Consider the following 15272-nt stretch of genomic DNA (forward strand, 5'->3'; position numbering starts at 1 on the left):
GCAGCTGGGCGTGGAACTCCCGGGCCGCGGCAGCCGGGCCTCAGGCCCGGGCGGCGTTCGCCGCGATGGCCTCGGCGATCCGGCTCCATTCCGCTTCGGGCAGGTCGTGACCCATGCCCGGGATGACCAGCAGCTCGGCGCCGGGGATCGCCGCTGCCGTGGCGCGGCCGCCGCTCACGTCGACCAGGGGGTCGCTGTCGCCGTGGATGACGACCGCCGGGAGCTTCAAGGTGCGCAGGGCGCCGGTGCGGTCCGGGGCGATCGCGTTGGCGGCGATCTGGCGGAACGTGCCGGCCGGGTGGTAGGCGCGGTCGTACGCGACGGTGGCGCGGCGGGGCGGTCGATGGCGAGCTGCTGCGCGATGCCGCCACCCATCGAGACGCCGACCACCGAGCTCGTCGAGCCAGGTGGACAGCTCGGCGTCCCGGTTGTCGAACCGGATCACGTGGAAGCCGTACTCGGCGAGGACCTGGGCGCCCACCCCCATGTCAGCCGATCCCGGCGCGGTCAGCCGAACGTTCTATCTCTTGGCTGGGCCCACCGCGTGCTCCAGCCCGAGGGGGCTCGCCGGCGGAAGCGGGGCGCCGCCGGGGCCGGGTGAGGTGCCGAACGCGTCGAGGAGGTACGCGACGAGCCGGCGGGAAAGGGCGTGGGCGTGCTCGGGTGGGGCGTCCCGGAGGCCGCCGTTGGCGAACAGGAGCATGACGAGGTCGCTGGTCGCGAAGTCCGGCCGGAGGCGGCCGGCTTGCCGGGCGCGGCGGACCAGCCTTTCGAACGCGGTTTCGGCGCGGTCGCGGCGGTGCCGGTAGTCGTTCTCGCCCGTGAACGACGCGAGGACCGCTTCGGCGAACCCCCGGTCCTTGATCTGCTCGGCGCACATGAACTCGATGAGGCGGCGGAAGCCGTTCCAGGGGTCCGGGTCGTCGACGGCTTCGTCCAGCAAGGTCTCGCAGCGGCTGATCTGCTCGGCGAACACTTCGGTGAGCAGGGCCTCCCGAGACGGGAACCGCCGGAACAGCGTCGCCACGCCGACCCCGGCACGCCGGGCGATCGCGCTCATGGCGACGTCGGCGCCCCGCGCGCGGAAGAGCTCGTGAGCCGCCTCGACGATCTTCGCGCGGTTGTGTGCCGCGTCGGCCCGCAAACCGGACGTTCGCAGGTGAGTCGGTCCGGCCAAGATTGTTCTCACTTCCTCGCGGGGGTGAACGGCGGCGGTGTTCTTCGCCTACAGTAAACAGCAAGTGGAACACCATTTCCAGTTAGAGGAAGACAATGAAGATTCTGTTCTTCGGTCGCGGCGCGATCGCGACGCTTTACGGGTGGGCACTGGAGAAGGCCGGAAACCAGGTCGAGTTCTACGTCCGTCCCGGCCGCGCGGCCGCCTACGGCCCCGTGGCCGACCTGGAAATCCGGGACGGCCGCGCCGATCGCGGCGGGCGTCCGGTCAGTGAGAAGTGGCCGATCGTCCTGCGGGAAGAACTGGACGCCGGCCACGACTACGACCTCATCGTCCTGAGCGTCAACCACGACCAGCTGGCCGAGGCCACCGCCTTCCTGGGTTCGCGCGTCGGCGATGCCACCGTGCTGGTGTTCAACAACGTGTGGACCGACCCCGTGGTCGCCGTTTCGGCACTGCCCGGCGAGCAGGTGGTCTGGGGTTTTCCGGGCGGAGGCGGCGGGTTCGACGGGTCCACGCTCCGGGGCGGAATCCTGAAGACCGTCTTCATGGGATTCTGCGGTGACGCGAATCGCACCGGACGCTACCGGGCGGTGCGTGCTCTCTTTCGGGGCGCGGGTTTCGCGGTTTCCGAACACCGGGACTTCCGCAGCTGGCTCTGGTTCCATTTCATCCTGGACGCCGGGTTCTTGACCCCGATGATCAAGGCGGGCGGGTTCGCGGACTTCGTGCGATCGCGAGCCGCGGCCGAAGAATCGATCCTGCTCATCCGGGAAATGATTCCCCTGATGACGGCCAAAGGGGGAACGCCCAGGCTGGGCGCCGCGATCGTCTCGCACCTTCCGGCCGGGCTGCTCGGCTTCGTCCTGCGCAAGGTCCTCGGCGGGAACAACTTGGCCGGCTTCCTCATGGAGCAGATCGAAGATTCCGGCCGCCTGAGTCGTGAATCGGCCGGTCTCTACCCCCGGGACGTGCTGGCCGACGGCCGCAGGCTCGGTGTCCCGCTCCCGCGTCTCGCGGCGCTGGAACCGGTGTTCGCCTAGCCTCGGCCCTTCGTTGCTCGGCTCGGCCAGGCGATCGTGTCGAGGAACTCGTCGATCGCGGTGAGCACGCGGCCGAGCACGGCGACCGACTCGCTGACCGGGCCGGGAACCTGCATGCCGTGGTCGGCCTCCTCGACCTCCAGCAGGTACGGCGACAGCCGGCGAGCCTCGGCGCCGTCCCACAACGCATCGCCCGTGCCGCCCACCAGCAGCATGGGCGCGGTTGCCCGCTCCAAAGCGGCGACCACCCACGGCACGGTGAGAATCGGCGTCAGCCACACCGCCGGCAGGCTCCGCTCGGCGGCCGGCGTGGCAGCATTCGTCCCGAGTGACTTCCCGATCAGCAGCGGGCTTCCACCGAGACGGTCGAGCAGGGGCCTGATCTCGTCGCACACCCAGCTTTCGCTCTGCGGCTCCAACGGTGGCGACGGCGGCTGTGACCACCAGTGCCGGTGCACTGCCACGCCGCGTCGCTCCGCCACCACCCCGGCATACATCAGCAGCCCCGCTGCCGGCCCGAACGCACCGCCAGGAATCACGACGGCGTCGGCCACAAGTCCTCCACCGCGAGCAGGGGGAACATCACGCGCCGGCCGTCTCGGTCGCGCAGGAGGCCGCCGGCGCTCCGGCGTGGGCGGCGCTGTCGATGTTGTCCTCGACCCAGCTGCGCAGCATCCGCAGCGGCACGGCCGCGCTGTGCCCGAGTTCGGTGAGCGAATATTCGACGTGCAGGGGCACCGCGGGGTAGACGGTGCGATCGACGAGGCCGAACTCCTGCAGGCGCCGCAGGGTCTGGGTCAGTACCTTCGGGCTGACTCCCTGCAGGTGCCGCTGCACCTCGCCGAACCGTTGCGGGCCGTCTTCGAGCGCGCCGATCGCGAGTGCGGACCACTTGTTCGCCAGCAGGTCCAGCATCGCCCGGCACGGGCACTGCGCGGCGTAGACGTCGTGGTCGGAGTGCTGCCCGGTCAGGCACACGGTGGCCATGGCAAGCCTCTCACCTCGATGCTTCCCGTTGGGAAGTTCTCTCCCTTGCGGGTAACTATATCCCCGGGGATACGTTGCCGGTGTCCGGGGAAAGATCACCTTCCGATCTTTCCGGGTATCCGATCCAGGGAGAGAATCCAGTGTCCGACACCTCCATGCGCGCCGTCGTCCAGCACACCCTCGGCGGTCCCGAAGTGCTTTCGGTGGAGCGGGTGCCGCGCCCCGAACCGCTGCCGACCGAGGTCCGGGTGAAGGTGCACGCGGCCGGGATCAACCCGGTGGACTGGAAGACGCGGGCCGGCGCCGGGATGGCGGGCGTGCTCGGCGAGCCGCCGTTCATCCTGGGCTGGGACGTCTCCGGTGTCGTGGAGAAGGCCGGCTTCGGCGTCACGACCCTGCGGGAAGGCGACGAGGTGTACGGCATGCCCTGGTTCCCGCGGGCGGCCGGCGGCTACGCCGAGTACGTCACCGCCCCCGCGCGGCAGTTCGCCCGCAAGCCTTCGAGCGTCAGCCACGAGCAGGCCGCGGCGGTGCCGCTCGCCGCGCTCACCGCGTGGCAGGCCCTGGTGGACACGGCGCACCTCGAGTCCGGCCGGCGGGTGCTGATCCACGCCGCCGGCGGCGGTGTCGGGCACCTCGCGGTCCAGTTCGCCAAGCACCTCGGCGCGCACGTGCTCGGCACCGCCCGGGCCGGCAGCCACGACTGGCTCACCAAGCTCGGCGTGGACGAGCTCGTCGACTACACCGCCGTCCGGTTCGAGGACGCGGTGTCCGACGTCGACGTCGTGCTCGACCTGGTCGGCGACGCCCACGACGCCACCGGCACGCGGTCGCTGGACGTGCTGCGCCCGGGTGGGCTGCTCGTCGCGGTGCCGGCCGGTGTGTCGCCCGACCTGGCGGCAGCGGCCGAGGCGAAGGGCAAGCGGGTGTCGCCGTTCCTGGTCGAGCCGGACGGCGCTGCGCTCACCACCATCGGCGCCCTGATCGACGCGGGCGAGGTGGCGGTGGAGGTCGAAGAGGTGTTCCCGCTCGAGCAGGTCGCCGCGGCGCACGAGCGCGGCGAGGCCCACCGCACGCGCGGCAAGCTCGTCCTGCGCGTCGCTTCCTGAACTCGGTCACGGCGTCCTTTGTGGACGAGGAGGACCCGGACGGCTACGTGTGGATCCGCCGCTTCGAAGACGAAGCGGAACGGGAGACGTTGTACGCCGACGTTTACCAGAGCGATCGGTGGCGAAACGAGTTGGATGCGAAGGTGAAGGACTTCCTGCTCGTCGACCGGATCAAGGTGACCAGGGTCGTTCCCACGCCGAATTCGGGTTTGAAGTGAGTGGGCCCAAGACGCACAACGCGCCGTCGATCAGCCGGGCCGCGGCCGTCGCGCTGATCGAGGCCGTGCGCGCCGAGGTCACCGTCGCCGGCTTCGACGTCGCCACGGCGGTCACCGACGCCGGTGGCCACCTCGTGGCCTTCGAACGCGCGGACGGGAACCCGTTCCTCGCCGCCGAGGTCGCGATCGACCAGGCGTGGACGGCGGCCTCGTTCCGGCTCGCGACGCACACCTGGAATTCCCTCGTCGCCGGTCCGCGCGTGGCGCCGCCGGCCCAGCACCCGCGGCTGATGGCCGTGGGCGGCGGGTTCCCGCTGTCGACGACGGCGTGTGCGTGGGCGGACTCGGCATCTCCGGCGGAACCGCCCGGCAGGACGAGGAAGCGGCTCACGCGGCCTTGACGGCGCAACGCTTCGCCATTCCGGATCGAGCGGGCCGGAGGTCGCCCGCACGAGACCGTCGACACAGTGTCGATTTTTCTAGACACAGCGTAGAGTCGACGGCATGACGAAGCGAACCTTTCTGATCACCGGCGCGGGCAGTGGCCTCGGGCGCGCCTTCGCGCAGGGCGCGCTCGCGGCCGGGCACACGGTCGTCGGTACCGTGCGCAAGGCCGGAGACCTGGCGAAGTTCGAGGCGCTCGCGCCCGGGCGCGCCCACGCGCGGCGGCTCGACGTCACCGATGACGACGCCGTCTTCGGCGTGGTCGGCGAAGTCGAATCCAGCGTCGGCCCGATCGACGTGCTGATCGCGAACGCCGGTTACGGGCACGAGGGCGTGTTCGAGGAGTCACCGATGGCCGAACTGCGGGCGCAGTTCGACACCAACGTGTTCGGCGTGGCCGCCACCGTCCACGCGGTGCTGCCCGGGATGCGGAAACGGCGCTCGGGCCACATCTTCGCCGTCAGCTCGATGGGAGGCCTGATGACCGTTCCCGGGCTGGCCTACTACTGCGGCAGCAAGTACGCGGTGGAGGGCATGCTCGAAACCCTGTCCAAAGAGGTCGCGGGGTTCGGGGTGCGGGTGACCATCATCGAGCCCGGGTCGTTCCGGACGGACTGGGCGGGCCGCTCGATGGTCCGCAGCGAGCGGTCGATCGCGGACTACGACGAGCTCTTCGAGCCGATCCGCGCGGCCCGGCAGGCCGCCAGCGGCCACCAGCTGGGCGACCCCGCCAAGGCCGCCGAGGCGGTGCTCGCGGTGGTCGAGGCGGAGAAGCCGCCGGTGCACCTCGTGCTCGGTTCGGACGCGCTGCGGCTCGTCGCGGCCGGCCGGGCCGCCGTGGCCGCGGACATCGAAGCGTGGGACGAGCTGTCCCGGTCCACGGACTTCCCGGACGGTCACCGGATCGCGGCGAACTGACCGCCGGCGGAAGCGGGAGGGGACAGGGAAATGCCTGATCCGGTCAAGGGGAGTCGCCGGCGCTCCGCGGCACCGTCCAAAGGGGACCTGCGCGAGCTCAAGATCCTGGAGGTCCTCGAGGACCTGCTGGCCGTCAAGAGCTTCGACGCGCTCACGACGAACGACATCGCCGAACGCGCCGGGCTCTCCCGTGCGTCGATGTACTTCTACTTCAGCTCCAAGCAGGAGGCGTTGGTCGCCCTCTTCGCCAAGACCGTCGAAACGCTCCGCGAGAAGTCCCGGGCGGCGGCCGACGACCCCGCCGCGCCCCGGGACGCGATCGCGACGGCCGTGAACCGCACCCGCGACCGCTGGCGTGAGCACGGGCTGATGATGCGCGTCGCGATCGACCAGTCCTCGGCCATCCCCGAAGTCGGAGCTTTGTGGACGGAGACCGCGGACATCTTCATCGACGCCATCGCCGCGATCATGGTGCGCGCCGGGGTTCCCGCCCACGAGGGGCCCGACGGCGCCCGGGCCCTGGCGCGCGCGGTGTGCTGGATGATCGAGCGGACGTTCTACCACGCTGCGGCGGATTCTCCGGAGGCGCTCGACCAGGCGGCCGAGACCTGCCGGGTGGTGTGGCTGCGGATCGCGGGAATCGAGTCCTGACCCGGCCCCGGCGTCAGGATCCGATGATCGCCAGGAGAGCCGCGGTGAAGGGGGCCGGGTCGACGTCGCCGCGCACGGCGAGCTGCTGCGAGTAGCCGCCGCACAGAGTCACGAACGCCTCGGCGATCCGGTCCGCTTCGGCCGGCTCGTGCTCCCGCAGGAGCGCGGCGACCGCGTGGCGCAGGTCCTCGAGCTGCCGGCCGACGAGGGCGGCGAGCGGCGGGGAGACGGCGGCCTCGGCGTAGATCTGCGCGACCAGCCGCGCGTGGTCTTCTTCGCGCGCCAGGGTGCGGATGTGTTCCAGGAAGCCGTGCACGGACTCGGCCGTCAGCTCGGTGGGGAGCGCTTGGTCCGCCTGTTCGCAGATGGCGGTGACGATCTCGTCCTTGCCCTTGAAGTACCGGTAGATCGCCCCGACGGACAGGCCCGAGGCCTCGACGAGGTCGGTCATGGACGTGCGCGCGAAGCCGTGCGTGGCGAAGCGGGCGCGGGCGGCGTCGAGGATCTGCTGACGGCGCGCGTCGAGGTGGGCTTGGGTGACTCTCGGCATAAAAGAACGACCATTCGTTTTTGTGGTAGCGTCCGAACTGTACCCCACAGCTCGTGCCTCGAGGAGATTTCCGTGCGCTACCAGACATTCGGACGACACAGCGGGTTGCGGGTCTCGGAGTACGTGCTCGGCACGGCCACCTTCGGCTCGGCTCCCACCGCCGCCGGCCTGGCGGGCGCCAAGGCGATCTTCGAGGCGTTCGTCGCGGCCGGCGGCACCACCTTCGACGTCTCGAACATCTACCAGAACGGCGAGGCCGAGACCGTCCTGGGTGATCTCCTCGGTCGCGAGCGCGACGACTTCGTGGTGATCACCAAGTACGGCGGGACCCGGCAGGCCCGGGTCCGGCCGGGGACCACCGGCAACAGCCGCAAGATCATGATCCGCTCGCTGGAGGAGAGCTTGCGGCGGCTGAAGACCGATCACGTCGACGTCTTCATGCCGCACTTCCCGGACGGCGTCACCCCGGTGGCGGAGATCCTGGCCGGCTTCGAGGACCTGATCCGGTCGGGCAAGATCCGCTACGGCGGCCTGTCGAACTTCCCGGCCTGGCGGGTCGCGGGCGCCGCCGTCCGGTCCGAGCTGAGCGGGCGCACGCCGCTGGCGGGCATCCAGACCGAGTACAGCCTGGCCGAACGCTCCGCCGAACGGGAGCTGATCCCGATGGCCCAGGCCCACGGGCTCGGGGTCGTCCTGTACTCGCCGCTGGCCGGCGGTCTGCTGACCGGGAAGTACCGGCGCGGCGAGCAGGGGCGGCTCAGTGCCCGGGCCGGCGAGGGCACCGATCACCGCACCGCTGTCCTGGACGCCGTCCTCGCGGTCGCCGAGGAGGCCGGGACCGGCCCGGTCCAGGTCGCGCTGGCCTGGCTCCGTCACCGCGCCGCGCAGGCTCGGACGTCGATGATCCCCATCGTGGGACCACGGACTCCGGCTCAGCTGGACGGCTATCTCCAGGCCCTGGACGTCGAACTCGGCCCGGAGCACTGCCGGCTGCTGGACGAGGTCGGCGCGATTCCCTGGGGCGCGCCGCATGAAGACGTCGCGGCCGCGTGGGCCCACGGCATCGACGGCGACCGCAGCCTGCTCGACGCCCCGCACGTTCCCGTGGTGTGAGGAGAACGTTCGGTATTGACAGAGATGAAGGTGGGGTCGCATGATGAGTCAAGATAGAACGTTCGGTATCGCGACTCCGCGATCGAGAAAGGACTCCCGTCATGAGCGAACCCCTGTACCTCGGCATCGCCACCTCCACCGGCGACGGCCGGGCGGGAGGGCAGGCCAGGTCCGACGACGGCCTGCTCGACATCACCCTGGCGATTCCGAAGGAAATGGGTGGTCCCGGCGGTGCCACCAACCCGGAGCAGCTGTTCGCGGCGGGCTGGGCCTCGTGCTTCCACTCGGCGCTCAAGGCCGTTGCCGCACAGCGGAAGACCCGGGTCACCGACTCCGCGGTCGTCGCCGAGGTGCAGGTGCACGCGACGCCGGAAGGCGGGTTCAGCCTCGCCGCCGCGCTGCACGTCGAACTCTCCGGGGTGGACCAGGCGACGGCCGACGAGCTCGTCGAAGCCGCGCACGCGATCTGCCCGTACTCCAACGCGACCCGCGGCAACATCCCGGTGACCGTCGACGCGACCGTCGCCTGATCCTCACCGGCCGGGCCGATGTGGACAGTCGGCCCGGCCGGACGACCCGCCGCCGGCCGCGCGCCCGGTGGGGGAGTGCCGTCGAGGCGGACCTATCATGACCGGCATGGTGAGGGATTCCGGCTCCGCGCCGACCGCTGCCGGACTGAACAGCCGTGAGGTCATCCTGAACGCGGCGCGCGCCCTCGTCGGCGAAAAGGGCTACGACGGCATGGCCATCTCGGACCTGTGTGCGCAGTCCGGCCTTCCGCCCAGCTCGATCTACTACCACTTCGGGAACAAGCTCGGTGTGCTGGCGGCGCTCCTCGAGCGCACCTTCGACGAGCTGCACGCCTTGTTCCCCAACCCGTCCTCGTTCGACGACCTGGCGCCGCTGGAGCGGCTCGAAGCGTGGTTCTCGGCGGCCTGCAGCTCACTCGACCGGCGGCCGGACTACCTTCGCCTGCTGGTCGCCATCAGCGTCGGCCCGCAGAAGGACGCCGAGGCGGTCCAGGTGACCGTGCGCCGCATCCGCGACTACGCCCACGCCTCCTGGGTGGACGCGCTCACCCCGATCTTCGCGCCGAACGGCGGCAAGAACAACGAAGCCCTCGTCCAGCAGCTGGCCGTCCTCGGGCGCGCCTTGACGGACGGTCTTTCGGTGACCAACAGCTTCGACGACATGAGCTACAGCTCGCAGGTCGCCCCCTTCGTCTCCCTGATCCGCGGGCTGGCGGAGCAACGGGCCGGCGCGGCGAAGCGGAAGCGCTGAAGGCCGCCTCACTTTCCGATCATCACCTGGCCGCGAGTGCCTTGATAACGCCGCCGTCCGTTGTATAGTGAGCGCTACATACACGGAGGGACGGCATGGTGACGAGCACGGTGGATGTCGGAGACGCGCGGCTGGCCTACACCGACACCGGTTCGGGCAGCCCGGTGGTGTGGCTGCACGGCTCCGGGCCGGGCGCCACGGGGATGAGCAACTTCGGCGGGAACCTGCCCGCCTTCCGGGACTACCGGAACATCGTGGTCGACCTGCCCGGCTGGGGGGAGTCCCCGCGGCCGGACACGGCCGAGCCGTTGATCTTCCACGCCGCCGACCGGGTGTGCCGGGCGTTGACGGCGCTCGGGATCGAGCGGGCCCACCTGGTCGGCAACTCCTACGGGGGAGCGGTCGCCATGCGGATCGCGATGCGCCACCCGGATCGCGTGGACCGGCTCGTGCTCATGGCACCGGGCGGCGTCCTCCCCGCGGACGCCCCGCCCTGGCCCGCCGGGCTCGAGCGCCTCTTCGCTTACATGGCCGCGGAAAAACCTTCCCGCGAGGCGATGGCCGAGTTCGTGCGGCTCATGGTGTTCGACGAGTCCCTGGCGACCGATGCGCTCATCGACGAGCGCTACGAGTCGAGCCTCCGGGCCCACCCCGAGCTGCCGATCCCCCCGAACTTCGGCGACCTGACACCCGACCTGGGGCTCATCGGCGCCCCCACCCTGCTCGTGTGGGGCCGCGAGGACCAGACCGTTCCGCTGACCTGGGCGGCCCGGATCCTCGACGGGATCCCCGACGCGGAGCTGCGCGTGCTGCCGCACTGCCGGCACTGGGTCCAGTACGAGCGCGCGCCCGAGTTCAACCACATCGTCCGCGAATTTCTGCAGGGCGGCGCCGGCGCCGCATCGGAGGGATGACACACCGTGGGTATCAGGAAGCTGGGTTACGTCGGTCTCAACGTGACCGACGTCGACGCGTGGACCGACCTGCTCGGGCGCACGCTGGGCGTCGGCGTCAGCCACGCCGAGTCCGGCACGGACGCGGTCGTCCTGGCCGAGATGGACGAGTTCAAGTACCGCGTCGCCCTCCATCCGTCCGATGAGGACAGTCCGCGCGAGCTGGGGTGGATCGTCGACACACCGCGGGAACTGGACCGGCTGACGCAGCGCTTGACGGACGCCGGCTACACCGTCGTGGACGCCTCCGCGGAGGAGAAGGAGCTGCGCGGCGCCACCCAGCTCCGCTGGTTCACCGACCCGGTCGGCTACCGCGTGGAACTGGCGGTCGGCGAAGCCAAGGTGCGCCTCGGCGTCGACCGCCCGGCCGGTGGGCCGGGCGTCACCGGTCTGGGGCACCTCGTGCTGGCCGGCCCCCGGCTCCGGGAACTTCGCGAGCTCTACGAGTCGGTGCTCGAGTTCAAGCTGACCGACTACCGCGCCCCCGGCCTGTTCTTCTTCCGCTGCAACCGCGCCCACCACAGCATCGCGCTGGCGAGCGCGGAAACCGCGTCGATCCACCACCTCGAGTTCGAGCACGGCTCGATCGACGACGTCGGGCGCGCCTACGACCGGGCCAAGGCCCACGACGTGCCGATCTCGATCAGCCTCGGCCGGCACATGAACGACAAGGCGATCTCGTTCTACGTCCGCAATCCCAGCGGGTTCCACCTGGAGATCGGCTGCGGCGGTATCGAAGTCGGGGACGACTGGGTGCCCCACGACTTCGGGCGCCCGGACGAGTGGGGACACCACCACACCGACGCCAACCCCTTCGCGGCCCCGAAGTCGTGACGCAGACCCGTTCCACATCCGGTTCGCGGAGCGACTGCCGCGCACGCCCACCGGGAAGATGCGCGAGCACGAGCTCACGGACGGCTGGTGTCGCGCTTCCGAGGTTCGTTGACAGCGGCCTGGCGATGCGCGCCCCGAGCAAGCTGAAGGTTCCCTTCCTTGCATGTGATGCGAGGAAGGTGCCCTTCGGCTCGCGTGACCACTCGGCGGCCTGGTGACCGGGCGCGGGTTCTGGTGGTGGGTTGTGCTGCCAGGAATGGGTCATTCATGGCGTCGGGCGAGGTGAATGGGTCATTCACTGCATCGGCGGCCGGGAGCCTTGGCAGGCGGGGTTGGCTTCGGTGAACGATTCGGCGACCTGGTGACCGGCCGCGGGCCGCCCGCACGAACGGGACGAGCCGCGGCCGGCCGGTCAGGCCGGCCGGGGCATCGGGAGCGGCGTGGCCGAGAAGACGCCGTCCGGGTCCACCGCCGCCTTGATGCGCTGCAGGCGGGGCAGGTTTTCGCCGTGCACATGAGGAATCTGGTCGGTCGCTTCCGGCCCGAGGAGGTTGGCGTATCCGCCCGGGAAGGCGTGTTCGGCCAGCGCCACGGAGGCCGCGTCGGCCCAGCTGTGGACGTGTTCTCCGCTTTCCTCCGGCGGCCGGATGCCGATGATCTCGGCCATGAGGTGGGGCCTGCGCAGCGCGAACGCCGTGTCGGTGGGGGCGATCGTGGTGGCGGCGCCGTGGAAGTGGTGCAGGGTGATCCCGGACAGCGGCGTCGGCAGCCGGCCGCCGAAGCGCTCGACGACCTCGATGACGTCCTCGCCGAGCCCGGGCACCGAGCGGGTCCGGAGGGTGACGTGCCTGCCGTCGGGGAACATCGCGTCCCGGCCGGCGATCGTGGCCGCGTAGGAAGCCGCGTCCAGCTGGGCGAGCAGGGGAGCGCCGAGCCGGGTCAGCGGCATCACCGGGCCCGCCGGGTCCTGGCCGGTCGCGACGTCGCCGGACCAGGTCGGCAGCACCAGCACCGCGGGTGAGCCGTCCGGCGCCGCGATCGCGCCGACCTGGATGGTCAGCTCGTCCGGCGCATCCTGCTGGGCCTCGCGAACCCGGGCGAGCACCGGCCCGGCCTGCGCCCAGGGGTAGAGCACCAGGCCGGTCACCACGGCCGGCACGGCGTGCAGCCGCACGGTCATCGACGTGACGACCCCGAAGTTGCCGCCGCCGCCCCGCAGCGCCCACAACAGGTCCGGCTCGTGGTGGCCGTCCGTGCGGACGATCGTCCCGTCGGCCGTGACCAGTTCGGCGGCCAGCAGGTTGTCCGCGGCGAGACCGGCCCGGCCGGCGAGGGGCCCGTAGCCGCCGCCGAGGGTGAGCCCGGCCACCCCGACCGTGCCGATCGTGCCGGTCGCGGCCACCAGACCGTGCTCGCCGGCCGCGGCCAGCAGGTCGTTGGCGGACGCGCCGCCACCGACCTCGGCGACCCGGGCCCCGGGGTCGACCCGGACCCCGTGCATCGGCCTCAGGTCCAGGGTCAGGCCGCCGTCGGCCAGCGCCCGGCCGGCGTAGTCGTGGCCCCGGCCGCGGACGGACAGCGGAAGGCCGAACTCGCGGGCGGTGCGCACACCGAGCACCACGTCGCCGGTCGAGGTGCAGGTCAGCAGGATGGCGGGGCGGTGCTTCACGGCACCGTTCCACAGGGCGACGCCGTCGGCGTAGCCCGGGCCGGAAACGTGGACCTGCCCGGCGGGCAGGAGGGTGCGCAACGCGCGGAGGGCCGCGGCGATGGAGCGGGCGTGATCGACGCCGTGATCGGGCATGAGCTTCCTTCGCGAGACGGAGGCGCGGACAAGTGACCGAACGTTCTCTCCAGTTGTATGGAATGCTCACTCTAGCAAGGGTCGCTGTCCTGCGGTGCCGGACGGCGCCGCGACTCAATAGATACTGATCGTTCTATCTGTTACAGTCGGACTGATGGTGCACAACACTCGAGGCCAGGTATCCGAAGCGCGGTCGAGGCTGCTCGCGACGGCCACCCGGATCTTCTACGCGGAGGGTCTGCACTCCGTGGGGATCGACCGGGTCGTCGCCGAGGCCAAGGTCACGCGCGCCACGCTGTACCGGCACTTCCCCAGCAAGGACGACCTTGTCGTCGCGTACCTCCAGAGCGTCCACGAGATGGAGCGCGAAGGGGTCGACAAGACGCTCTCCAGCGGCCTTCCCGCGGCCGACATCCTGCGCGCCATCGCCAAGTCCATCACCGAGGGCATCCGGTCGGCCCAGTTCCGCGGATGCGCCTTCCTCAACGCGGTCGCGGAGTACCCGGACCCCGCGCACCCCGTGCACAAGGCCGTCCTCGCCCACCGCGAGTGGTTCCTGCGCACCATCACGGACCTGCTCGCGCAGGTCGGGAAGACGCCGCCCGGGCTCGCGGGCCGCCACTTCGTGATGCTCCGGGACGGCGCGATGGCAGCGGGCTGCCTGTCGGACCCGGCCGAGGTCTGCGACACGTTCCTCCAGGGTGTCGACGGGATCCTGCAGTTCCGCATCGACTCCGCGTCGAAGTAGCACTTGAGATAGAACGTTCGGTCTTGACTGGTCGGCGGAGTCTTCGCTACGGTGCGCTGTGTACTGAACGCTCTATACATCGAGCGTTCTCGGCGATCCGAAGGAGCCTCCGTGAGCACGCTGCAGTTCAAGCGGTCGCCGCGGCTGGCGGCACCGCGCCCGCCGGGCGGTGAGGTGCACCTCGAGCCGCCGCCCGAGGTGCCCCGGGTCATCCCCGGCAACATCGTCATGAAGGCGCTTCCGGTCGTCATGATCGTCGCGTCGCTGGGGCTGCTCGTGTTCCTGTTCCAGGCGAGCCGGCGCAATCCGCTGACGATCGCCCTGGGCGCCACGACGGTCGTCGGGACGCTGGGCATGATGGCCGGCGGTGGCGGCAAGGGGAGCGGCGCCAAGCGTGCGGAGATGGACGAAGACCGCAAGGACTACCTCCGCTACCTGGGGCAGATGCGCGACCGGGCTCGGGAGGCGATGGCCGGCCAGCGGGCGGCGCTGGAGTGGGTGCACCCGGATCCGCGTTCGCTGTGGTCGCTGGCGGGCAGCCGGCGGATGTGGGAGCGGCGGCAAAACGACTCGGACTTCCTGCACCTGCGGGTGGGCCGGAGTTCCCACCGGTTGGCGACGCGGCTGGTCCCGCCGCAGACGGGTCCGGTGGACGAGCTGGAGCCCATCTCGACGTTGGCGTTGCGCCGGTTCGTCCGGGCGCACTCCATCGTGCCGGACCTGCCGACGCAGATCGCCTTGCGGGGTTTCGCCGCGGTGTGCCTGCAAGGGGACATCGAGCTCAAGCGAGGGCTGGCGCGCGCGACGCTCGCGCAGATCGTCACCTTCCACAGCCCCGAGGACGTGCTGATCGCGGTCGCGACGGCCGGTCGGGCGAAAGAGGAGTGGGAGTGGGCGAAGTGGCTGCCGCACGCCCAGCACCCCGCGTTGTCCGACGGCATCGGGCCGATGCGGATGATGGCGGGTTCCTTGGCCCAGATCGAAGAGTGGCTGGATGAGGAGCTGCGTGACCGCCAGCGTTTCTCCCGCAACGCGACGCCCGCGCCGGACCAGCCGCACATCGTCATCGTCCTCGACGACGCCGAAGTCACCCGCGAGGAGCAGATCATCCTCGAGGAGGGTCTGGTCGGGGTGACGCTGGTCGACCTGTCGGATTCGATCGGCAATCTCGCCGCCCGCCGCGGCCTGCGGCTGGTGGTGGAGGCGGATCGCATGGGAGCCCGCAGCGCCGGTGGGGTGGAGTGGTTCGGCCGCCCGGACACGATGAGCCTGGTGGAAGCGGAAACGCTGGCGCGGCTCATTTCGCCGTATCGCCTGGGTGGGGCTGGTGGCCAGGAGGTGGGGGAGGAGCCGCTGCTGTCGAACCCGTCGCTGCTGGAGCTGCTCGGTATCCCGGGTGACCCGATGACTTTCGATGTGCAGCAGGCGTGGCGGCCGCGTCC

The 15272-nt window shown here is 70.9% G+C and carries 18 protein-coding genes and 1 pseudogene; 13 read left to right on the forward strand and 6 right to left on the reverse strand.

The window, feature by feature from the left end; genetic code table 11:
* Positions 1-40 precede the first annotated feature (40 nt).
* Together ACZ4TR_RS27750 and ACZ4TR_RS27755 are read right to left on the reverse strand one after the other, a co-directional pair.
* The gene (locus tag ACZ4TR_RS27750) at positions 41-487 is read right to left on the reverse strand and encodes an alpha/beta fold hydrolase (RefSeq protein WP_465289694.1); all 447 of its coding nucleotides are present in this window, start codon (positions 485-487) and stop codon (positions 41-43) included.
* 33 nt (positions 488-520) lie between these two features.
* Positions 521-1177 carry a TetR/AcrR family transcriptional regulator gene (locus tag ACZ4TR_RS27755; RefSeq protein ID WP_465289695.1) on the reverse strand — a complete coding sequence of 219 codons (657 nt, stop codon included), beginning with the start codon at positions 1175-1177 and terminating at the stop codon, positions 521-523.
* 95 nt (positions 1178-1272) lie between these two features.
* Between ACZ4TR_RS27755 and ACZ4TR_RS27760 the strand changes: the two genes are divergently transcribed.
* On the forward strand, positions 1273-2220 hold the full coding sequence (locus ACZ4TR_RS27760) for a ketopantoate reductase family protein (RefSeq protein ID WP_465289697.1): 948 nt from the start codon (positions 1273-1275) through the stop codon (positions 2218-2220).
* Here ACZ4TR_RS27760 and ACZ4TR_RS27765 read toward each other — a convergent pair.
* Positions 2217-2774 (reverse strand): hypothetical protein, encoded by a 558-nt coding sequence (locus ACZ4TR_RS27765; protein WP_465289699.1) that lies wholly within the window; start codon positions 2772-2774, stop codon positions 2217-2219. The two genes, ACZ4TR_RS27760 and ACZ4TR_RS27765, sit on opposite strands and share 4 nt — an antisense overlap.
* 28 nt (positions 2775-2802) lie before the next feature.
* Positions 2803-3207, reverse strand: a complete 405-nt coding sequence (locus ACZ4TR_RS27770; protein ID WP_465289701.1) for a winged helix-turn-helix transcriptional regulator — start codon at positions 3205-3207, stop codon at positions 2803-2805.
* Between the two features lie 155 nt (positions 3208-3362).
* Here ACZ4TR_RS27770 and ACZ4TR_RS27775 point away from each other — a divergent pair, with 155 nt between their 5' ends.
* The 5 genes from ACZ4TR_RS27775 to ACZ4TR_RS27795 all read left to right on the forward strand — a co-directional run bounded on the left by ACZ4TR_RS27775 (position 3363) and on the right by ACZ4TR_RS27795 (position 6547).
* Positions 3363-4316 carry an NADP-dependent oxidoreductase gene (locus tag ACZ4TR_RS27775; protein ID WP_465289796.1) on the forward strand — a complete coding sequence of 318 codons (954 nt, stop codon included), beginning with the start codon at positions 3363-3365 and terminating at the stop codon, positions 4314-4316.
* Between the two features lie 20 nt (positions 4317-4336).
* A complete protein-coding gene (locus ACZ4TR_RS27780; RefSeq protein WP_465289703.1) occupies positions 4337-4534 on the forward strand; it encodes a hypothetical protein in 198 nt (65 codons plus the stop codon).
* Complete coding sequence (locus ACZ4TR_RS27785) at positions 4531-4935, forward strand: GlcG/HbpS family heme-binding protein (RefSeq protein WP_465289705.1); 405 nt, start codon at positions 4531-4533, stop codon at positions 4933-4935. The genes ACZ4TR_RS27780 and ACZ4TR_RS27785 overlap by 4 nt, the downstream gene beginning before the upstream one ends.
* Positions 4936-5038: 103 nt before the next feature.
* The gene (locus ACZ4TR_RS27790; protein WP_465289707.1) at positions 5039-5896 is read left to right on the forward strand and encodes an oxidoreductase; all 858 of its coding nucleotides are present in this window, start codon (positions 5039-5041) and stop codon (positions 5894-5896) included.
* Between the two features lie 30 nt (positions 5897-5926).
* Entirely contained in the window at positions 5927-6547 is a 621-nt protein-coding gene (locus tag ACZ4TR_RS27795; RefSeq protein WP_465289709.1) for a TetR/AcrR family transcriptional regulator, read from the forward strand.
* Between the two features lie 13 nt (positions 6548-6560).
* On the opposite strand, the gene ACZ4TR_RS27800 is transcribed toward ACZ4TR_RS27795, so the two are convergent.
* Entirely contained in the window at positions 6561-7097 is a 537-nt protein-coding gene (locus ACZ4TR_RS27800; protein WP_465289711.1) for a TetR/AcrR family transcriptional regulator, read from the reverse strand.
* 72 nt (positions 7098-7169) lie between these two features.
* On the opposite strand from ACZ4TR_RS27800, the gene ACZ4TR_RS27805 reads away from it, so the two are divergent.
* The 5 genes from ACZ4TR_RS27805 to ACZ4TR_RS27825 all read left to right on the forward strand — a co-directional run bounded on the left by ACZ4TR_RS27805 (position 7170) and on the right by ACZ4TR_RS27825 (position 11278).
* Positions 7170-8210 (forward strand): aldo/keto reductase, encoded by a 1041-nt coding sequence (locus ACZ4TR_RS27805; protein ID WP_465289713.1) that lies wholly within the window; start codon positions 7170-7172, stop codon positions 8208-8210.
* Positions 8211-8311: 101 nt separating this feature from the next.
* The gene (locus ACZ4TR_RS27810; protein WP_465289715.1) at positions 8312-8740 is read left to right on the forward strand and encodes an organic hydroperoxide resistance protein; all 429 of its coding nucleotides are present in this window, start codon (positions 8312-8314) and stop codon (positions 8738-8740) included.
* Between the two features lie 106 nt (positions 8741-8846).
* Positions 8847-9491, forward strand: a complete 645-nt coding sequence (locus ACZ4TR_RS27815) for a TetR/AcrR family transcriptional regulator (RefSeq protein WP_465289717.1) — start codon at positions 8847-8849, stop codon at positions 9489-9491.
* Between the two features lie 95 nt (positions 9492-9586).
* Positions 9587-10405, forward strand: coding sequence for an alpha/beta fold hydrolase (locus ACZ4TR_RS27820; RefSeq protein WP_465289719.1), 819 nt, complete (start codon positions 9587-9589; stop codon positions 10403-10405).
* Positions 10406-10411: 6 nt separating this feature from the next.
* Positions 10412-11278 carry a VOC family protein gene (locus ACZ4TR_RS27825; RefSeq protein WP_465289721.1) on the forward strand — a complete coding sequence of 289 codons (867 nt, stop codon included), beginning with the start codon at positions 10412-10414 and terminating at the stop codon, positions 11276-11278.
* A 412-nt stretch (positions 11279-11690) separates the two neighbouring features.
* Here ACZ4TR_RS27825 and ACZ4TR_RS27830 read toward each other — a convergent pair whose 3' ends face one another.
* Positions 11691-13082, reverse strand: a complete 1392-nt coding sequence (locus ACZ4TR_RS27830; RefSeq protein ID WP_465289722.1) for an FAD-binding oxidoreductase — start codon at positions 13080-13082, stop codon at positions 11691-11693.
* 154 nt (positions 13083-13236) lie between these two features.
* Here ACZ4TR_RS27830 and ACZ4TR_RS27835 point away from each other — a divergent pair, with 154 nt between their 5' ends.
* Complete coding sequence (locus tag ACZ4TR_RS27835) at positions 13237-13830, forward strand: TetR/AcrR family transcriptional regulator (RefSeq protein ID WP_465289724.1); 594 nt, start codon at positions 13237-13239, stop codon at positions 13828-13830.
* 111 nt (positions 13831-13941) lie between these two features.
* Positions 13942-15272 (forward strand): annotated as a pseudogene (locus ACZ4TR_RS27840) (type VII secretion protein EccC); the annotation flags it as partial.

The organism is Amycolatopsis sp. NPDC028719 (genome assembly GCF_055565395.1).